The 17,128-nt window shown below is 69.8% G+C and carries 20 protein-coding genes; 9 read left to right on the top strand and 11 right to left on the bottom strand.

Features of this window, described 5'->3' with window-relative positions; genetic code table 11:
• Positions 1 to 7: 7 nt before the first annotated feature.
• A complete protein-coding gene (locus DKG74_RS08275) occupies positions 8 to 679 on the bottom strand; it encodes a hemerythrin domain-containing protein (RefSeq protein WP_207779288.1) in 672 nt (223 codons plus the stop codon).
• 162 nt (positions 680 to 841) lie between these two features.
• Between DKG74_RS08275 and DKG74_RS08270 the strand changes: the two genes are divergently transcribed.
• The 6 genes from DKG74_RS08270 (at position 842) to DKG74_RS08250 (ending at position 4,223) form a co-directional block, all read left to right on the top strand.
• Positions 842 to 1,312 (top strand): hypothetical protein, encoded by a 471-nt coding sequence (locus DKG74_RS08270; RefSeq protein ID WP_109904550.1) that lies wholly within the window; start codon positions 842 to 844, stop codon positions 1,310 to 1,312.
• Positions 1,309 to 2,640: a GAF domain-containing protein gene (locus DKG74_RS08265; RefSeq protein ID WP_109904548.1), complete on the top strand. Its 1,332-nt coding sequence runs from the start codon at positions 1,309 to 1,311 to the stop codon at positions 2,638 to 2,640. The genes DKG74_RS08270 and DKG74_RS08265 overlap by 4 nt, the downstream gene beginning before the upstream one ends.
• A gap of 78 nt (positions 2,641 to 2,718) precedes the next feature.
• Positions 2,719 to 2,859, top strand: a complete 141-nt coding sequence (locus DKG74_RS21720; RefSeq protein ID WP_165837592.1) for a hypothetical protein — start codon at positions 2,719 to 2,721, stop codon at positions 2,857 to 2,859.
• Positions 2,846 to 3,367: a hypothetical protein gene (locus DKG74_RS08260; protein WP_133251541.1), complete on the top strand. Its 522-nt coding sequence runs from the start codon at positions 2,846 to 2,848 to the stop codon at positions 3,365 to 3,367. Before DKG74_RS21720 ends, DKG74_RS08260 begins: the two co-directional genes overlap by 14 nt.
• Positions 3,364 to 3,783, top strand: a complete 420-nt coding sequence (locus tag DKG74_RS08255; protein WP_243404058.1) for a DUF1924 domain-containing protein — start codon at positions 3,364 to 3,366, stop codon at positions 3,781 to 3,783. The genes DKG74_RS08260 and DKG74_RS08255 overlap by 4 nt, the downstream gene beginning before the upstream one ends.
• A 2-nt stretch (positions 3,784 to 3,785) precedes the next feature.
• Positions 3,786 to 4,223, top strand: a complete 438-nt coding sequence (locus tag DKG74_RS08250; protein WP_109904650.1) for a diheme cytochrome c — start codon at positions 3,786 to 3,788, stop codon at positions 4,221 to 4,223.
• Here the strand turns inward: DKG74_RS08250 and DKG74_RS08245 are convergent, their stop codons facing one another.
• The 3 genes from DKG74_RS08245 to DKG74_RS08235 are packed head-to-tail and all read right to left on the bottom strand — an operon-like array spanning position 4,224 to position 6,525.
• Positions 4,224 to 5,558 (bottom strand): sensor histidine kinase, encoded by a 1,335-nt coding sequence (locus DKG74_RS08245; RefSeq protein ID WP_109904544.1) that lies wholly within the window; start codon positions 5,556 to 5,558, stop codon positions 4,224 to 4,226.
• The gene (locus tag DKG74_RS08240) at positions 5,555 to 6,214 is read right to left on the bottom strand and encodes a response regulator (protein WP_109904542.1); all 660 of its coding nucleotides are present in this window, start codon (positions 6,212 to 6,214) and stop codon (positions 5,555 to 5,557) included. The genes DKG74_RS08245 and DKG74_RS08240 overlap by 4 nt, the downstream gene beginning before the upstream one ends.
• Before the next feature lie 2 nt (positions 6,215 to 6,216).
• On the bottom strand, positions 6,217 to 6,525 hold the full coding sequence (locus DKG74_RS08235; protein ID WP_109904540.1) for a PepSY domain-containing protein: 309 nt from the start codon (positions 6,523 to 6,525) through the stop codon (positions 6,217 to 6,219).
• Positions 6,526 to 6,641: 116 nt separating this feature from the next.
• Here DKG74_RS08235 and DKG74_RS08230 point away from each other — a divergent pair, with 116 nt between their 5' ends.
• Complete coding sequence (locus DKG74_RS08230; protein WP_109904538.1) at positions 6,642 to 8,795, top strand: PepSY domain-containing protein; 2,154 nt, start codon at positions 6,642 to 6,644, stop codon at positions 8,793 to 8,795.
• Positions 8,796 to 8,799: 4 nt separating this feature from the next.
• Here DKG74_RS08230 and DKG74_RS08225 read toward each other — a convergent pair whose 3' ends face one another.
• Both DKG74_RS08225 and DKG74_RS08220 read right to left on the bottom strand, forming a co-directional pair.
• Positions 8,800 to 9,477, bottom strand: a complete 678-nt coding sequence (locus tag DKG74_RS08225) for a tellurite resistance TerB family protein (RefSeq protein ID WP_109904536.1) — start codon at positions 9,475 to 9,477, stop codon at positions 8,800 to 8,802.
• A 63-nt stretch (positions 9,478 to 9,540) separates the two neighbouring features.
• Entirely contained in the window at positions 9,541 to 9,942 is a 402-nt protein-coding gene (locus tag DKG74_RS08220) for a (deoxy)nucleoside triphosphate pyrophosphohydrolase (protein WP_243404057.1), read from the bottom strand.
• 280 nt (positions 9,943 to 10,222) lie between these two features.
• Here DKG74_RS08220 and DKG74_RS08215 point away from each other — a divergent pair, with 280 nt between their 5' ends.
• Together DKG74_RS08215 and DKG74_RS08210 are read left to right on the top strand one after the other, a co-directional pair.
• Positions 10,223 to 10,444 (top strand): AbrB/MazE/SpoVT family DNA-binding domain-containing protein, encoded by a 222-nt coding sequence (locus DKG74_RS08215; protein ID WP_109904532.1) that lies wholly within the window; start codon positions 10,223 to 10,225, stop codon positions 10,442 to 10,444.
• On the top strand, positions 10,441 to 10,857 hold the full coding sequence (locus tag DKG74_RS08210) for a PIN domain-containing protein (RefSeq protein ID WP_109904530.1): 417 nt from the start codon (positions 10,441 to 10,443) through the stop codon (positions 10,855 to 10,857). Before DKG74_RS08215 ends, DKG74_RS08210 begins: the two co-directional genes overlap by 4 nt.
• On the opposite strand, the gene argJ is transcribed toward DKG74_RS08210, so the two are convergent.
• The 5 genes from argJ to kdpC form a co-directional block, all read right to left on the bottom strand.
• A complete protein-coding gene (gene argJ, locus DKG74_RS08205; protein WP_109904528.1) occupies positions 10,835 to 12,082 on the bottom strand; it encodes a bifunctional glutamate N-acetyltransferase/amino-acid acetyltransferase ArgJ in 1,248 nt (415 codons plus the stop codon). The two genes, DKG74_RS08210 and argJ, sit on opposite strands and share 23 nt — an antisense overlap.
• A 43-nt stretch (positions 12,083 to 12,125) precedes the next feature.
• Positions 12,126 to 13,001 carry a peptidylprolyl isomerase gene (locus DKG74_RS08200; protein WP_109904526.1) on the bottom strand — a complete coding sequence of 292 codons (876 nt, stop codon included), beginning with the start codon at positions 12,999 to 13,001 and terminating at the stop codon, positions 12,126 to 12,128.
• A 147-nt stretch (positions 13,002 to 13,148) separates the two neighbouring features.
• The gene (locus DKG74_RS08195) at positions 13,149 to 13,847 is read right to left on the bottom strand and encodes a response regulator (protein ID WP_109904524.1); all 699 of its coding nucleotides are present in this window, start codon (positions 13,845 to 13,847) and stop codon (positions 13,149 to 13,151) included.
• The gene (locus DKG74_RS08190; protein WP_109904522.1) at positions 13,840 to 16,533 is read right to left on the bottom strand and encodes a sensor histidine kinase; all 2,694 of its coding nucleotides are present in this window, start codon (positions 16,531 to 16,533) and stop codon (positions 13,840 to 13,842) included. The genes DKG74_RS08195 and DKG74_RS08190 overlap by 8 nt, the downstream gene beginning before the upstream one ends.
• A 22-nt stretch (positions 16,534 to 16,555) precedes the next feature.
• The gene (gene kdpC, locus DKG74_RS08185; protein ID WP_109904520.1) at positions 16,556 to 17,128 is read right to left on the bottom strand and encodes a potassium-transporting ATPase subunit KdpC; all 573 of its coding nucleotides are present in this window, start codon (positions 17,126 to 17,128) and stop codon (positions 16,556 to 16,558) included.

Below are 17,128 nucleotides of genomic sequence, written 5' to 3'. Positions count from 1 at the left end.
CCGACCTTCAGGCTGCGATGCCCAGTTCGCCCGCGAGGCGGTCGAAGTCCCGCGCCGGCAGGCTGGGCTTCGCCGCGAGCTCGATGACGGCGGCGAAGGCTTCGGCCGGGGCGCCCGCCTTCATGCCGGACAGCAGACCGGCGCGTTCCGCCGGGGTCATGGCCGGCAGCATCAGGCGCATGTAGGCGATATTCTCGTCCGGCGTCAGGCTGGCGATGATCGTCATCTCGATCGCCTGCAATTCCTCGTCGGCGAACAGCCGATGCAGGATCGGCCCCGTGACCGCCTCTTCCTCGTGCATGTGGTGGAAATCCTCGGCGACGAAGGCCGAGAAGGCGAGGTAAAGACCGTGGCCATGGGCCGGGTGCTCGGCGACGGGCGCCGCTTCGAGGGCGGCCATCAGGCGGGCCAGCTGGGCGAAGCGGGTCTGGTGGCCGCGATGCTGATCCTCGAGGGTGCGGGCCGCGCCGGGCAGGCGGGCGTCCAGCGCCTTGTGCAGATGGGTTTCCTCGTGCTCCAGATGGGCGGCGGACAGCGCCAGCTGGGCACGCAGATCGGCGAGCAGCGCCGCCGCGCTCACGGAATCCGTGAAGTCCTGACTGCCGAGACGCAGCATAAGCCGGGAGAGACCGAGGCGAAGGCCCTTGTGGATCGGACCGTAGAAATCGTAACGCGGCATGACCGTCATCCTGTCCCCCGTGGGGGCTGTTGTTGCGATGACCATCCAGATAGGCCACGTCCCGGACCGGCGCTTCCTAAATGCCTCCTAAGTGCTGTTCGCTTTTCCTAAATTTTCGCTATCGGCTAATCTGTTCGCGCGGGCACAGACCGGGGGACAGGGGTGATCGACAACGCCATTGCCGAGTTCGTCGAAGGGGCGGTGATGACCATCCTCGCCTCGCGCGATCAGGGGTTCCATCCCGCCATCGGCCGGGGCGTCGGCACCCGCCGGGCGGCGGACGGGCACCTCCTCGATACCATGGTCTCGCGGGCGCAATGGCCCGATCTGATCGCCAATCTGGCGCCCGGCGCCCCGTTGGCGGTGACCTTTGTCGCCCCGGACGACTACCGCACCTTCCAGATCAAGGGCGTGATCGAGGCCGTGACCCCGGCGAGCGATGGGGACCGCGCCTTCACCCACGCCTACCACCGCGACATCCACCGCGTCCTGACCGCGCTCGGCGTCACCGAAGGGCAGATCGGCTTCTGGCTGACCGATGCCGACCTCTGGTGCCTGCGCTACCGCCCGACCGACGTCTTCGTGCAGACGCCGGGGCCGCGCGCCGGCACGCGGCTGGAGCAGTGCCCATGACCGCCGTGCCCCTGCAGAGTCTGCACGCCTGTTTCGAGGGGGTGATCCCCTCGATCATCGCCACGGTCGATGCGGCGGGCGTGCCCAACATCTCCTATCTCTCCCACGTCCACTACGTGGATGAAGAGCACGTCGCCCTGTCCAACCAGTATTTCAGCAAGACCGCCGCCAATGTCCGCGATCGGGGCACGGCGGCGCTGATCCTGGTCGACGGGCGCAGCGGCCGGCAATATCGCCTCGATATCGCCTTCGTCTCGTCGAGCCGCGAGGGCGAGCTGTTCGACCGCATGTCGGACCATCTGAGCGCCATGTCGGCCCGGCAGGGCATGTCCGACATCATGGCCCTGCGCAGCGCCGACCTTTACCGGGTCCTGCGCTGCGAAGCCGTGCCTGCCGTCGGCGTGAACGAGGAGGCGCCGCCAGCACCGCCCGATGCCGCCGCCCGGCTGGCCGCCGCCGCGCGCCTCGCCGGCGCCCTTGCCCGCGAGGCCGACGCCGACGCGATGATCGACCTCGCCTTGAACAGCCTGCATCGGGACTTCGGCTTCCCGCACCTGATGGTGCTGATCCCCGACGAGGGCGGCGCCCGCCTGACCGTGATCGCCAGCCGCGGGTACGAGACCCCGGGCACCGGGGCGGAAGTCGCCGTGGGCGAGGGGGTCGCCGGAACCGTCGCCGCCACCCTGCGCCCCTTGCGCCTCGCCGACATGAGCCGGGGCCGGCGCTATGCCGAGGCCGCCCGGGCGGAAAGGCCCCTGCCCCGCGCCGCCATTCCCTATCCCGGCCTCGGGGATCCGCTGAGCCAGATGGCCGCCCCCATGATCGGCCGGGGCGAGCTGACCGGTGTCCTGCTGGCGGAAGCGGCCGCGCGTTTCGCCTTTACCCGGGCGGACGAGGATGCGCTCGGTCTCGTCGCCGGCCAGCTGGGCGCGGCCCTCGCCCTGCACGACCTGGCGGCCGAGGGCGCGACGGCGCAGAAACCCGCCGGCACCGGCATCAGAGGCCCCTGTATCCGCATCCGTTACTTCCCCTTCGACGACAGTATCTTCATCGGCGAGGATTACCTGATCCGGGGCATTTCCGGCCGTCTGCTGCACCATTTCCTGCGCCTGCACCTCGACGAGGGCCGGAGCGATTTCACCAATCGGGAACTGCGCGTCGATCCCCGCCTGCGCCTGCCCGAGGTGAAGGACAATCTGGAGACCCGCCTGATCCTGCTGCGCCGCCGGCTGGAGGAACATGAGGCGCCCCTCCGCCTGCTGCGCCCCGAGCGCGGCCGCATCCGGCTCGAGATCGGCGGCACGCCCGAGATCGAGGTCGTGACCTGAACGACAGCTGAACGACCGGTTCAGGAAAGGCTCAGTCCCGCCCCGCGATACTGCCCCCGAGTTGAATGGAGGCAGTCGATGCTGAAACGCATGATGATCGAGGGACTGGTGGTCGCCAGCCTCGTCGTGTTCGCCGGGGCGACCTATCAGGCCCTGCGCTATGGTCCGGCGTCGCTGGCCGACATCGTTTCGGGGGCGGGCGATCATGACCGCGACTGACACCCCCCGGCGAAGGCCGAAACCCATCGAGATGCGTCTGCTGCTCGGCTTCCACGCGATCATGAGCGGCTCGTTCCTCGTCGCCTATCTCTCGGGCGGGGAAGACAGTTACGGCATCCATGTCTTCGCCGGTTACACCGTGCTGGCCGCCCTCGCCGCCCGCCTCGCCATGGCGCTGGTCGCGCCGACGGGCAGCCCCCTGCGCCTGCCCCGGCCGTCCCTGTCCGCGCTCGGCGACTGGCTGGCGCGGCTGCTGCGCCTCGACGGTGCCGCCTTTCGCGCGCGCAGCCCGCTGCTCGCCTTCATCGCCGTCGCCATGCTGATCGGCACCGCCGGTGCCGCCATGACCGGCGCCGTCGCCGACTGGGTCCAGCCGGTCGAGGACCTGCACGAGGCGCTGGGCGAATTCGCCCTGATGCTCGCCCTTGTCCATATCGCCCTCGCCTTCGGTCTCGCCGGCCTGAAGCGCGTCGCCCCCGCGCCCCATACCCGAGAGGTGCTGCCGTGAAGAAAATCTCCCCGCTTCTGCTCCTGTTCTTGATCTGCGCCGCCGTGCCGGCCTCGGCAGCCGGCAACGAGGCGGCCCGCAAGGATATCCTCGACGGTTACGCCGCGGCCGCCGGCCCCGGCTTCGCCGGCTTCTCGGCGGAGAGGGGACGCCCCCTGTTCCTCGGCCCCCATGCCGGCGGCAAGCCCGAGACGCCGGCCTGCGCCACCTGCCACACGCCCGATCCCCGCGCGGTCGGCCATCACTACCGCACCGGACGCGACATCCCGCCCATGGCGGTCAGCCAGACGCCGGATCGTTTCACCTCCTTGGCCGAGGTCGAGAAGCGTTTCGGCCGCGACTGCCCCGCCGTGCTCGGGCGCGACTGCACCCCGCTCGAAAAGGGCGATTTCATCACTTATCTGTCGGGACAATGATCATGGCCCTGCGCCCCCATCTGCTGTGCCTCGCCCTGCCGCTGACCCTGCTGGCCGTCTCCCCCGCCTTCGCCGACGAGGGCGAATGGGTGCCGCCGGTGCGCCACGCCGAAACCCTGAAGGAATGCGGGGAATGTCACATGGCCTTCCAGCCCGCCCTGCTGCCGGCGGGCAGCTGGCGCGCGATCATGGGCAACCTGTCCGATCACTTCGGCGAGGATGCCAGCCTGCCCGCCGCCACCGCAGCGTCGATCGAGCATTATCTGGTCGCCGGGGCCGGGCGGGGCGATCCCGCCCTGCTGCGCATCACCGAGCAACGCTGGTGGCGGCACGAACACGATTTCTCGCCCAGCCGCTTCACCCGGCCGGAGGTGCGCAGCAAGATCAATTGCGCCGCCTGCCACAAGGGCGCGGACCAGGGCTTCTACGAGGACGACTGATCAGGGAAGCGTCGGCAGATCGACCCGGGCCCGCAAGCCGCCGAGGGCGGAGCGGCCGAGATGGAACCGGCCGCCATAGAGCACGGCGAATTCCCGCACCATGGCAAGGCCAAGGCCCGCGCCCGGCACGCTCTCGTCGAGGCGGACGCCGGGGCTGAGCACCGCTTCCCGTTCCGCGTCGGCAAGGCCGGGTCCGTCATCGTCGACCGCGAGCCAGATCATGCCGGCTTCGCTGCCGGCGCCGATCGCGACCCGGCCCCTTGCCCATTTGCAGGCGTTGTCGACCAGATTGCCCAGGATTTCGTCGAAATCCTGCCGGTCCCCGGCGAAGACGAGACCGGGCGGCACCTGCGCCTCGATCGCGAGGCCGCGTTCCTCGTAAAGCCGGCGCATGACGCGGACGATGGCGGCGACGGCGCCTTCGACCGCCGTGCTGCTGCCCGGCACGCCCTTGGTCGCGGCCGCGCGCGCCCGGGCCATGTGATGGTCGATGGTGCGGCGGATCAACTCGATCTGGCGGCGAATGGGTCCGGCCTTGGCCTCGTCGAGGGCCGAGGCCTCGTTGGCGAGAATCGCGAGATTGGTCTTCAGCGCATGGGCCAGATTGCCAGCTTCGAGCCGCGAGCGCGCGACGACGTCGGAGGCATGGCCCAGCAGCGCGTTCAGATCATCGACCAGTGGCTGCACTTCGGAAGGCAGCGTGCCGCCCAGCCGCTCCGCCCTTCCGGCCCGGACCTCGGCGAGGCCCCGGCGCAGGCGGGACAGGGGGAACAGCCCGACCTGCACCTGCACGACGGCGGCGAGGATCAGCGCCGCCGCCAGAAGACCGAGGGAACCGAGCAGCGTTACATTGAAGGCGCGCATGACCGTGCCCAGTTCCGACTTGTCGGCGGCCACGGCGAGACGCAAACCCGCCCCCGTGTCGGCCAGGGTCACGCTGCGCTCGATCACCACGAGGTGCTGGCCCTGCGGCCCCATCACATTGTGACGATGGGCCGTGCTGTCCGGGTCGGGCGGCAGGTCGAGGACGACATCCCACAGCGAGCGGGAGCGCAGCACCGCATCCCCCGCCTGGACCTGCCAGTAAAGGCCGGAGAGCGGCCGCTGGAAACGAGGATCGCTCAGGGCCTGGGGCAGCACCGGCCTGCCATCGGGGCCGACGTCGATATTGGCGGCGAGCTGGTCGAGGTGATGTTCCAGCTCTATGTCGAAGCGGGCGATCACATGATCGCGGAACAGCGTCGACAGGCCGACGCCGGCCGCCGCCAGCGCCAGCGCGATCCACAGCGCCGCCCCGGCGAGCAGGCGAAAGCGAAGCGAGCGCGGCGCCCTCACGGCGCCTCGAGCCGGTAGCCGAGGCCGCGCACGGTGGCGATCAGGCTGTTGCCGAGCTTGCGCCGCAACCGCCCGACGAAGACCTCGATCGTGTTGGAGTCCCGGTCGAAATCCTGGGCATAGACATGCTCGGTCAGTTCCGCGCGGGAGATGACCTGACCCTGCCGGTGCATCAGATAGTCCAGCACCTTGTATTCATAGGCGGTGAGTTCGACCGGCGCGCCGTCCAGCGTCACCCGCCCGCTGCGGGTGTCGAGGGTGACCGGCCCGCAGGTCAGCGCGGCGCTGGCATGGCCCTTGGCCCGGCGGATCAGGGCGCGCAGCCGCGCCAGCAACTCCTCCATGTTGAAGGGCTTGGCCAGATAGTCGTCGGCCCCGGCGTCGATGCCCTGCACCTTCTCGTGCCAGGCATCGCGCGCGGTCAGGATCAGCACCGGCGTGTCGATGCCCTTGCCCCGCCAGTGACGCAGCACCGACAGACCGTCGATGCGCGGCAGGCCGAGGTCGAGGATGACCGCGTCATAAGGCTCGGTCTCGCCGAGAAAACGCCCTTCCTCGCCATCGCGGGCAAGGTCGACAGCGTAGGATTCGGCGGTCAGGCGCATCACCAGCTGCTCGCCAAGGGCAGGCGTATCCTCAACGACGAGAACGCGCATGTTCAGTGATATCCCCCATGACGCTGGCGAACGCGCAGCAATTGCCCGCTCGCCGCATCATAGTCCAGCTTCATGATCCGGCCATCGGCGGCGATCAGCTTGATTTCATAGACGAAGCCCTCGTCCTCGTCCTCCAGCTCGACATCGAGGATGTCGCCGCCGAAATCCTTCTGGGCGGCAGCGATGATCGCCTCAACGGGCAGGATGCGCCCGTCGCGCAATGCCTCGAGGGCACGGTCGTGATCCTCATCCGCAAGGGCCGGAAGCGGCGCCGACATGAGCGCGAAAAAAAGGGCGAGCAGGATACGCATGGCGGCAGTATCGCCCCTGCCGGCTGAACGGCGCCTGAACGGCCGGTTCAGCTTCGGCTCAGTCGCGGGATGCGATATTGGCCGCGTCATTTGCGTCATTGGGCAGGATCGTCTTCATGGTTTTCACCGATATCAAGCGGCGCCTGGTCTGGCTGCACCGCTGGCTCGCGCTGGGGCTCGCGCCCCTGTTGCTGCTCGTCACCCTGACCGGCGGCATTCTCGCCTTCGTGCCGGTGACGGAGAGTCTCGCCCCCGCGGACAGCACAAGGATCGACAGCGCCGCCCTCCTTCGCACCATCAATGGGGCCGACCCCGAAGGCAAGGCCACCATGGTCATGCCGGCGGACGGCGGCAGCGCCGTCACCCTGGTCCGCGATGGCCTGTGGCAGACCTATGCCCTCGAAGGCGGTCAGCTGCTGCGCGAGGCGCCGCCGCCCTTCGATTTCTTCCACACGGTCGAGGGCCTGCACCGCAATCTGCTGATCGGCGCCGGCATCCTGGTCGAGATCGCGGCCTGGGCCATGCTCGCCATCACCGTCATCGGCCCCCTGCTGGCCTGGCCGCGTTTCGCCAACAGCCTGATGGGCTGGCACCGGGTGGCGGGCTGGGTCGCCCTGCCGCTCGTCCTGATGCTGCCGCTGACCGGCGTCCTGATGACCCTCGGCATCGGCGGCCCCAGCCTGCCGCCGGCGACGGGCGGGCCGACCACGCCGGTTGCCGCCCTGACCCGCGCGGCCGACAGCGTCGACCTCTCGGATCTCACGCTCGCCCGCAGCTTCCGTCAGGGCCGCGTGCTGATCACGACGAGCGCGCCCGCGACCTATGTCGCGACGGCGACCGAAATCGCGCCCCTGACCGGCGGCCCCGGCCTCGTCCGCGAATTGCACGAGGGGACCTGGGCCGGCGCCTGGTCGGGCCTTCTGAACGCCGTCGGCGCCGCCGTGCTGTTCGGCCTGACCGCGACCGGCATCCTGTCGTGGTGGCGCCGCCGCCGGGCCGACCGGGCGCGCAGCAGCGATCAGGGCGCCCGCATCCTGATCGCCCATGCCAGCCATACCGGCACCGCCGCCGCCCTGGCCCATGCGAGTGCGGAAGCCCTGCGCCGCCGGGGCGATCCTGTCGCCTGCGCAGCCCTCGGCGCGGTCGATCCGGCTGAACTCGCCGGTTACGAGACCGTCCTCCTCATCGCCTCGACCACGGGCGAAGGCGAATTGCCGGACAGCGGCCGGCGTTTCCTCGCCGCCCTCGGCACGCGGCGGCTGGACGGCGTCCGCTACCGGATGCTCGCCCTCGGCGACCGGCGCTATGCGCATTTCTGCGGCGGCGCCCATCGGCTGGACGAAGCCCTGATCGCCGCCGGTGCCCGCCCGGCCGCGCCCATGGCCTGCGCCGATGGCGACCCGGCCGCGACCTGGCGCGACTGGCTGGACGCGCAGTTTCCGGGCCTCGAACTCGGCGCGCTGCCGGCGGCGGATCGCAAACTGTCGCTGACGCTGGAAAGCCGGACGCTGCTGACCGCCGAAAACGATGACGAGGTGTCGGAAAGCTGGCACATCGTGCTGACGGCCGACGAAGACCTCGACTACCGTCCGGGCGATCTTCTGATGTTCGCGCCGCCCGGCGCCGCCCCGCGCAGCTATTCGATCGGCAGCGCCGAGCCGAGGCGGATCGGCCTGACGGTCGGCCTCGCCCGCTACAGGGACGCCGACGGGCAGGAACACTTCGGCCTCGCCTCCGGCCTTCTCTGCCGCGGGCTTGCCCTGGGCAGCCGGATCGAAGCCGCCCTGCACCGGCACGAAGCCTTCCGTGCCCCCGCCGACCTCGCCCGCCCGCTCGTCATGATCGCCGGTGGCTGCGGCGTCGCGCCTTTCATCGGTTTCATCGACGAGCGACGCGGCCGCGCGGACGCGGGACCGAGCTGGCTGATCTTCGGTTGCCGCAAGCAGGAGGGCGATTTCCTGCACCGGGCGCGACTGGAAGCGGACCTGGCCGACGGCACGCTCACCCGCCTGTCCACCGCCTTCTCGCGGGAGGGAGAACGGCTGCATGTCCAGGACCGGATGCGCGCCGAAGGGCGGGAGCTGTGCCGCTGGCTGGTCGAGGACGGCGCCTTCGTCCGGGTCTGCGGGCGCAGCGACCTCGGCCTGGGCGTCGAGGCGGCGCTGGCCGACGTGCTGGTCGATTTCGGTGGCCGCACGCGGGAGGCGGCGCGGGTAGAGATCGAAGGCTGGCGCCAATCGGGCCGCCTCGCCTTCGATCTGTTCGGCTGACGGGTCAGGCGCTGGCGGCGACCTGCGCGTCGAGATGGGCGGCGAGGCCCGGCTCCAGCCGCAGCCGCGCCGCCAGCCCGTCGAGGAAGGCGCGTTCCGCCGGCTGGTCCGGCTCGATGGCGAGACGGGCGGCGAGATAGAGTTCCGCCGCCTGTTCCGGCGAGGCCGCGGCGCGGGCGATCTCGTCGATGGCGACGGGCCGCGCCAGCAGGTCGAATACCGCCGCCTTCTCCTCCGCCCCGAGGCCGAGGCGCTCGACCTCGGCGAAGAGCCGGCTCTGTTCGGATGGATCGACATGACCGTCCGATTTGGCGGCGCCGACCATGGCGGTCAGCAGGGCGAGGGCGAAGGGCTTGCCGTCGGCACCAAGCGTGCCCGGATGAAATTCCGGTGGCGGCAGGCCGGCGGGATCGGCGACGACCGGCCCCGGCGCCTTGCCGTCCTGCCAGTTGCGATAGGCCTTCCAGGCGAAATAGCCGAGCGCGGCCGCCCCGCCCACCTTGGCGACATCGCCGACGAGATGGCGCCCGGACTTGGAGCCGAGCAGCAGGCCAAGCAGGCCGCCCGCGGCGGCGCCGGAGGCAAAGCCCGTGCTGCCGTCCATGCGGTCCAGCCGGCCCCTGGTGCTCCGGCCGATATCCGAACCGAGAACCCGGTCCAGCAGCGATTTGGCGTCGAACATTCTGTCACTCCACGGCGAGGCCCCCGAAGGCTAGATCGGGGCGATCGCCATGGATTCAAGACCTCAGATCTGGTCCTGGATCGCCTGAATCAGCGGCAGGTCGGCCGGTGGCATCGGATAGTCGCCAAGACGCATCCGCGGCGCCCAGGCCAGCGCCGCATGTTCGCGCGCCTGCGGCATCCCTTCCCAGCGCCGGCAGACATAGACCGGCATCAGGAGGTGAAAGGCTTCATAGGCATGGCTGGCGAAGGTCAGCGGGGCAAGGCAGGGCTCCCGCACCGTGATGCCCAGTTCCTCGTCCAGCTCGCGGATCAGGGCCGCTTCCGGGCTTTCCCCCGGCTCGACCTTGCCGCCGGGAAACTCCCAGAGGCCGGCCAGCGATTTGCCGGCGGGACGCTGCGCCAGCAGGATGCGCCGGTCGGGATCGACCAGCACCGCGGCAACGACGAGCACGATCTTGGACACGGTCATATCCCATTGAATTCAAAGGGGTTTAGGAATGCCGATATAGCAGCGGTGGAGCCGGCTCGCAAGGCGCCTCGCGATGTATATCTTATTGAGGATATACATCGGGCGAAATATGGGCCAAAGTCATTTCGAATACGGCAAAGGCCCCCGCCCCTGCTCGTCATGCCGGCGAAGGCCGGCATCTTGGGCCGGCGGAGGCGCCTCCCTCGTCCGAAGACGCCGGGGCGACGAGGACATGGATTCAGTCTTGCGGAAGACATCGCGCGGAGGGTCGATCATGCAGGTCGCGAAATGGGGTAACAGCCTCGCCGTGCGGCTGCCCAAGGCCCTGGTCGAGCGCCTCGGCCTGAAGCCCGGCGATGAGCTGGAGGTGGTCGCGAGCGAGGACCGGCTGATCGCGGTCGAAAAGCGCGAGCGGGCAGCGGCCGCCCTGTCCCGCATGGCCGCGCGCCACTGGCCCGAAGCGCGCTTCAGCCGCGAGGACGCGAACGAGCGGTGAAGCCCTTTTTCGACACGAATATCATCGTCTACGCCCAGCAGGCCGGCCCCAAGGCGGAACGGGCGCGGGCCCTGCTCGCCGCGGGCGGCACGATCAGCGTTCAGATCCTGAACGAATTCTCCAATGTCGCTGTGCGCAAGCGGGGCCGCAGCTGGGGAGATGTCGCCGAGGCGGTCTCGGACGTGCTGGCCGTCGTGGCGCCGCCCATGCCGCTGACTCTCGAGATGCACGAGGGTGCGCGGCAACTGGCGGCCACGCACCGTCTGTCGTTCCACGACGCGCTGGTCGTCGTCGCGGCCCAAAGTGCGGGCTGCGACGTGCTCTACAGCGAAGACCTGCAGAACGGCCGGGTCTTCGACGGTTTGCGCGTCGTCGACCCCTTCGCCGATCTCAGCTCCGGTAATCGGCGTTGATGTCGATGTAGCCGTGGGTGAGGTCGCAGGTCCAGACCGTGGCCTCGCCCTTGCCGATGCCGACGTCGACTTCGATCTGGATGTCGCGGCCCTTGAAGTGCTCGGTCGCCGCCGCCTCGTCGTGGCGGGGGTGCACCGCGCCCTTCTCGGCGACGAGCTTGCCGCCCATCCTGATCGTGATCTTGTCCCGGTCGGCCTTTTCGCCGGCCTTGCCCACGGCCATGACGATGCGGCCCCAGTTGGCGTCCGCGCCGGCGATCGCGGTCTTGACCAGCGGCGAATTGGCGATGGAGAGGGCGATCTTGCGCGCCGACTTCGGCGACTGGGCACCGGTCACGGTGATGGTGACGAATTTCTGCGCGCCCTCGCCGTCCTTGGCGACGAACTGGGCGAGTTCGATCAGCAGGTCCTCGAAGGCGGCGCGGAAGGCGCGGAAATGCACGTCGGTGAGCTTGGTCACCGGCTTGTGGGTGACGCCCTTGCCGGTCGCGAAGGCGAGCAGCGTGTCCGAGGTCGAGGTGTCGCCGTCGACCGTGATCGAATTGAACGACTTGTCGGTCGCCTTGGCCAGCAGGGCCTGCAGCACGTCGGCCGGGATCGTCGCGTCGGTCGCGACGAAGGACAGCATGGTCGCCATGTCGGGCGCGATCATGCCCGAGCCCTTGGCGATGCCGACGATGGTGACGGGCTTGCCGTCGATCTCGGTCTTGCGCACGGCCGCCTTGGGGAAAGTGTCCGTGGTCATGATCGCCCGGGCGGCCTCGTCCCAGCGCTCCGGCTTCAGGGTGGTGGCGAGGCGGGGCAGCGCCGCCGTCACCTTTTCCGCCGGCAGCACTTCGCCGATGACGCCGGTCGAGGCCATGAAGACGGCGTCCGCCTTGCAACCGACCAGTTTCGCGGCAGCGACCGCCACCGTCTTGGCGGCGGCGGCGCCAGCCTTGCCGGTGAAGGCATTGGCGTTGCCGGAATTGACCACCAGCGCCCGCGCATTGCCCTTGTCGAGGATGGAGCGGCACCAGTCGACCGGCGCCGAGGCGCATTTCGACGTGGTGAAGACGCCCGCCACCGAGGTGCCGATGGCAAAGCGCATCATCATCAGGTCGGTACGGCCCTTGTAGCGGACCCCGGCCTCGATGGCGCCGACCTCGATGCCGGCGATGGCCGGCAACTCGGGCATTGCTTCGGGGGCAAGCGGCGATACGGGATGGGCTTTCCCACCGGCCATGGACACTCTCCTCGGGCTCTCGGGTACTATCTCTGTTCGGAACTTACTGGGCGGGGGCGATCTGCGGCCGCTGCACCGAGCCATCGGCGTTCAGCAGCTCGATCTTCACGCCCTTCTTCAGCTCGTCGACGCGGGCCGCGGTCAATTCCTGCGCGACCATGTCCTTGAGCTGGGGCTTCACATCCTCGAAGGGCGGCGGCGCCTGCTTGCGCTTGTCCTCGACCAGGATCAGATGCCAGCCGAACTGGCTCTTCACCGGGCCGACGACCTTGCCGACCTCGGCCGCGAAAGCCGCCTCGGCGAATTCGGGCACCATGCGCTCGCGGGTGAAATAGCCGAGATCGCCGCCCGAGCCGTCACGCGCGTCCTTGGAATTCTTGTTGGCGAGTTCGGCGAAATCCGCGCCCTTGTCGAGCTCGGCCTTCAGCTTCTTCGCTTCCTCTTCCGAGTCGACGAGGATGTGGCGGGCGCGGACCTCTTCCTCGGCCGGATTGTCGGCGATGATCTTGTCGTATTTCGCCTTCATCATCGCGTCGGTGATGCTCGCCTCGATCTCGCGGGAAACATAGGTTTCCTCCATCACCCGCTCCTTGAGGAGCTCGACCTTGCGCTTCACCTCGGGATCGTCGCCATAGCCCTTCTTGGCGGCGTCGAGCGCCATCACCCGGCGGTCGACGAGCTGCTGCAGCAATTCGCCGAAGATCGCGTCCATCGGAATCTGCGCGAACTGCTCGGGCAGGGATTTGTAGGCCTCGACCACCTCGGAGCGATGGATTTCCTGGTCGCCCACGCGGGCCACCACCGGATCCTCGGCCGGGGCCGCGGCGGGCGCGGGCGTGGCCGCGGTGCCTTCCGCGAAGGCGGGCTGGACGGAAACCAGCCCGAGGGCGAGAAGGCACGCGATATTCAGACGTTGCATGATAACCCCGATAGGGACCAACAGAAGGGCCGGACGGCCTTGGAGAGGCGCGGATCATGGCGCCTGGCGCGACTCTCCGCAAGTCGTCCCTGCACCCCGTGGAACAAGGCCATAACCGAAAGAAAAGGCAGGATTAGGGCAGAAGGATTACCCTTGTTCGTCTTCGCTGCGCACCAGCCGATAGCCGATGCCGGGCTCGGTCAGGATGAAGCGCGGACGGGCCGGATCGGGCTCCAGCTTCTCGCGCAGATGGCCGACATAGACCCAGAGATACTGGCTCTGCTCCGCCTGGGCCGGCCCCCAGACCTTTTCCAGGATGGAACGGTGGCCGACCACCTTGCCGGCATCGAGGACGAGAAGGCGCAGCACGTCCCATTCCCGGCGCGACAGTTTCACCGCCTGTCCGTCCCTCGTGGCGACGCGGGCGGCGGCGTCGATGCGCAAGCCCTCGCTCTCGAACACGGGCGACGGACTGTTCCGCTCGTGCCGGCGCAGGGCCGCGCGCAACCGGGCCAGCAACTCGCCCCCGGCGAAGGGCTTGGTCACATAATCGTCGGCGCCGAGGTCGAGGGCGCGGATCTTGGTCGCCTCGTCGCCCCGGGCGGAAAGGACGAGAATCGGCACCGCGCTCCAGCCCCGCCATTCCCGGATCAGCTCCAGCCCGTCCCGGTCCGGCAGGCCGAGGTCGAGGAGGACGAGGTCCGGTCGCTCCCCCGCCATGCGGCGCAGGGCATCCGCACCGGTCGCCGCCTCGATCACGCGGCAGCCCTGGGCCTCGATGGTCGCGCGCAGCACGCGGCGGACGGCGGCATCGTCCTCGACGATGAGCACGACGGGTTCAGTCATCCTCGCCCCCCTCCGGCGGCAGGGGCGCCATGGGATCGACCGGCAGGCCGAACCGCACCGTGGTGCCCCGCTCGCCCGGGCCGGGCCGGACCTCGATCCTGCCGCCATGGACCTCGACGAAGCCCTTGCAGATGGCAAGGCCAAGGCCGGTGCCCGCGACCTGCCGGTCGCCGCCCCGGATGCGATAGAATTTGTCGAATACCTGTGCCCGCTCGGCTGGCGGAATGCCCGGGCCTTCGTCGCTGACATCGGTTTCGACGACATCGCCCCGGCGGCGGATGTCGATGCGGATGTCGGTGCCCGCGGGCGCGAATTTCCGGGCATTGTCCAACAGATTGATCACCACCTGTTCCATCAGAGCATGATCGAGGCGGAGCGGCGGCAGGCCGGGCTCGACGGTCAGCCTGACCTCGTGGCCCTTCAACAGGCGCTCGGCCCGGCGCAGCGCGGTGGCGACCACGTCAGCCATGGCGATCCACTGCCGCCGCGGCTCCAGCGCCCCTGATTCGAGCCGCGTCATGTCCAGCAGATTGCCGACGAAGGCATTCAGCCGCTCCCCCTCCTCCTCGATGGAGAGGAGGAGATCGTCCCGTGCCGGGGCCGCCAGTTTCCCGCCGTCGCGGCGCAAGGTGGTGGCCGCCCCCATGATGCTGGCGAGCGGCGTTCTCAGGTCATGGCTGATCGAGGTGAAGAGGAGGCCGCGGAAGTGTTCCGACTGGGCCTTCACGCTCGCTTCGTCGAGATCGTCGGCGAGGCGGATGCGCTCGATCGCGACCGCTGCCTGATCGGACAGGGCATCGAGCAGGCGGCGCATGTCGCCCGAGGGCGCCGGCCCGTCGAGGCCGACCACCGCGACCGAGCCGGAAGCCGTGCGCAGCGGCAGAAAGCATCGCTCCGCCCCGGGCAGCGTATCGGTGCCGCGTCCGGCCGGGCGGCCCTGATCCCAGCTCCATTGCGCCGCCGCCCGCTCCGCCTCGGTCAGGCGGTCGTCGGGCGGATAGCCGCCGCGCACCAGCAGATGACCGTCCTCGTCCGGCATCAGGAGGACGACGCCGCGCTTCAGCATCAGCGCGAGCTGATGGACGACCGCCCACAGGAGATCGTCGAGCAGGCGCACCCCCGCCAGCTTGGCGGCGAAGGCATAAAGCGTCGCCGCATCGCTTTCCCGCCGCCGCGCCCGCTCCGCCAGCAGGCGCGTGCGCGCGGCGAGGCCCGACAGAAGCACGGCGATGCCGAGGAAGACGACCAGCGTCAGGATGTTGCCGGGGTCCGCCACGGTGAAGCGGTAGAGCGGCGGCATGAAGAAGAAATTGAATGCCAGCGTCGCGGCGAAGGCCGTGAACAGCGAGGGCAGCAGCCCGAAGGACAGGGCGGACGCCGTGACCGCGCCGATATAGAGGAGAGCGAGCGTCGGCGTGCCCGGCCCGATCGCCCCGGCGACCAGATGGGCAAGGCCGGTGATGCCGGCGACCATCAACCCGCTCCAGCCGAAGGGACCGGGGTCGATCGGGCCGGAACGGCGCCAGCGCGGCCGGGGCATCGCCTCGCCGCCCTCGATGTCGGGCAGGACATGGACCTCGACCGGGCCGACCCGGCGCAGCAGCCGGTCGACCGGGGAGCCGCGCAGGATCGCCTGCAACCGGCTGCGCCGCGACTGGCCGATGACGATACGGGTCACGTTCCGCTCCGCCGCGGCGGCGGCGATGGCATCGGCGGGATCGGCCGCCTGCAGGCTCAGGCTCTCCGCCCCCAGCTGCTCGGCGAGGCGCAAGGTCGCGTGGATCTGGTCGCGCGCCGCCTCGTCCAGCCGCTGTTCGTGCAGGGTCTCGACATGGACCGCGTACCAGCGGGCGTGCAGCCGCTCGGCGATGCGGCTGGCCGCGCGGACGAGGCGCGGCGCCGACGGCCCCGGCCCGACGCAGACCATCAGCCGCTCCCCCACCGGCCACGGGCCGGCGATGGCATGGGCGCGCATGTATTGCACGACCTGATCGTCGACCCGCGCCGCCGCCTGCCGCAGGGCGAGTTCGCGCAGCGCCGTCAGGTTCCCGGGCGAGAAGAAATGGCGCAGCGCCCGGCTGGCCTGATCGCCCAGATAAACCTTGCCCTCGCGCAGGCGCTTGATCAGATCCTCCGGCGTCAGGTCCACGAGTTCGATCTGGTCGGCGGTCTCGAGCACGCTGTCGGGCAGGGTCTCGCGCACCCTGATCCGCGTGATCTGGGCGATGACGTCGTTCAGGCTTTCGAGATGCTGGATGTTCAGCGTCGTGTAGACGTCGATGCCGGCATCGAGCAGCTCGGCGACATCCTGGTAACGCTTGGGGTGGCGGCTGCCCGGGGCATTGGTATGGGCCAGCTCGTCGACGAGAACGAGGCGGGGCCGGCGGGCCAGCACGGCGTCGAGGTCCATCTCCTCGAGCCGGCGGCCGCGATAGTCGGTCTCGCGCCGGGGCAGGACCTCGAGGCCGGCGACCATGGCGAGGGTCTCGCGCCGGCCATGGGTCTCGACCACGCCGACGACGACGTCGATGCCTTCGCGCCGGCGGGCCTGTCCGGCCTCCAGCATCGTATAGGTTTTCCCGACGCCGGGGGCGGCGCCGAGAAAGACCTTGAGCTTGCCGCGCCGCTCGGCCGCCGCCTCGGCGAGGAGGGCGTCCGGGGCCGGGCGGGCGTCTTCGTCCTGCACGTCGTGAGTCGCCTTTTCCGGGTCAGGGCGTCAATCTATCAAGGGCGAGGTTGAGAAGCAGCACGTTCACGCGCGGCTCGCCGAGGGCGCCGAGCTGGCGCCCCTCGACATGGGCGTCGACCAGCGACCGCAGCCGGGCCGGGTCGAGGCCCCGCGCCTTCGCCACCCGCTCGACCTGCAGATAGGCGGCGGCGGGCGAGACATGGGGATCGAGGCCGCTGCCCGAAGCGGTGACGAGATCGACCGGCAGGCGCTCGGCCCCGGTCTCCGCCCGGGCGACATCGACACCCTGCTTCACCCGGTCGATCAGCGGCTTCGAGGTCGGCCCGAGGTTGGAGCCGGACGAGGCGCCGGCATCGTAACCCGCGCTGCCTGCCGCGGACGGACGGCCGTGGAAATAGCGCGACCCGGTGAAGCCCTGGCCGATCAGGCTGGAGCCGATGACGCGGCCCGTCTCGTCCTTGATCAGGCTGCCGTGCGCTTGCCGCGGAAAGGCGCCTTCGGCGATGCCGGTCACGAGGGCGGGATAGAGCGCGCCGGTGATCGCGGTGAAGGCGACGACGAGCACGAGGGCGGGACGAATGAGCGAGAGCAT

The organism is Zavarzinia aquatilis, from assembly GCF_003173035.1.
In the GTDB taxonomy this organism is placed as follows: domain Bacteria; phylum Pseudomonadota; class Alphaproteobacteria; order Zavarziniales; family Zavarziniaceae; genus Zavarzinia; species Zavarzinia aquatilis.
Note: the sequence above shows the minus strand (reverse complement) of the source record. Positions and strands in the feature narration are given on the sequence as shown.

What these genes read in the sequence shown, in the direction of transcription:
- DKG74_RS08275 (WP_207779288.1), bottom strand. Translation starts at nt 679, where the DNA reads ATGCCGCGTTACGATTTCTACGGTCCGATCCACAAGGGCCTTCGCCTC.
- DKG74_RS08265 (WP_109904548.1), top strand. Translation starts at nt 1,309, where the DNA reads ATGACCGCCGTGCCCCTGCAGAGTCTGCACGCCTGTTTCGAGGGGGTG.
- DKG74_RS21720 (WP_165837592.1), top strand. Translation starts at nt 2,719, where the DNA reads ATGCTGAAACGCATGATGATCGAGGGACTGGTGGTCGCCAGCCTCGTC.
- DKG74_RS08260 (WP_133251541.1), top strand. Translation starts at nt 2,846, where the DNA reads ATGACCGCGACTGACACCCCCCGGCGAAGGCCGAAACCCATCGAGATG.
- DKG74_RS08250 (WP_109904650.1), top strand. Translation starts at nt 3,786, where the DNA reads ATGGCCCTGCGCCCCCATCTGCTGTGCCTCGCCCTGCCGCTGACCCTG.
- DKG74_RS08240 (WP_109904542.1), bottom strand. Translation starts at nt 6,214, where the DNA reads ATGCGCGTTCTCGTCGTTGAGGATACGCCTGCCCTTGGCGAGCAGCTG.
- DKG74_RS08235 (WP_109904540.1), bottom strand. Translation starts at nt 6,525, where the DNA reads ATGCGTATCCTGCTCGCCCTTTTTTTCGCGCTCATGTCGGCGCCGCTT.
- DKG74_RS08230 (WP_109904538.1), top strand. Translation starts at nt 6,642, where the DNA reads ATGGTTTTCACCGATATCAAGCGGCGCCTGGTCTGGCTGCACCGCTGG.
- DKG74_RS08225 (WP_109904536.1), bottom strand. Translation starts at nt 9,477, where the DNA reads ATGTTCGACGCCAAATCGCTGCTGGACCGGGTTCTCGGTTCGGATATC.
- DKG74_RS08215 (WP_109904532.1), top strand. Translation starts at nt 10,223, where the DNA reads ATGCAGGTCGCGAAATGGGGTAACAGCCTCGCCGTGCGGCTGCCCAAG.
- argJ (WP_109904528.1), bottom strand. Translation starts at nt 12,082, where the DNA reads ATGGCCGGTGGGAAAGCCCATCCCGTATCGCCGCTTGCCCCCGAAGCA.
- DKG74_RS08200 (WP_109904526.1), bottom strand. Translation starts at nt 13,001, where the DNA reads ATGCAACGTCTGAATATCGCGTGCCTTCTCGCCCTCGGGCTGGTTTCC.
- DKG74_RS08195 (WP_109904524.1), bottom strand. Translation starts at nt 13,847, where the DNA reads ATGACTGAACCCGTCGTGCTCATCGTCGAGGACGATGCCGCCGTCCGC.
- kdpC (WP_109904520.1), bottom strand. Translation starts at nt 17,128, where the DNA reads ATGCTCTCGCTCATTCGTCCCGCCCTCGTGCTCGTCGTCGCCTTCACC.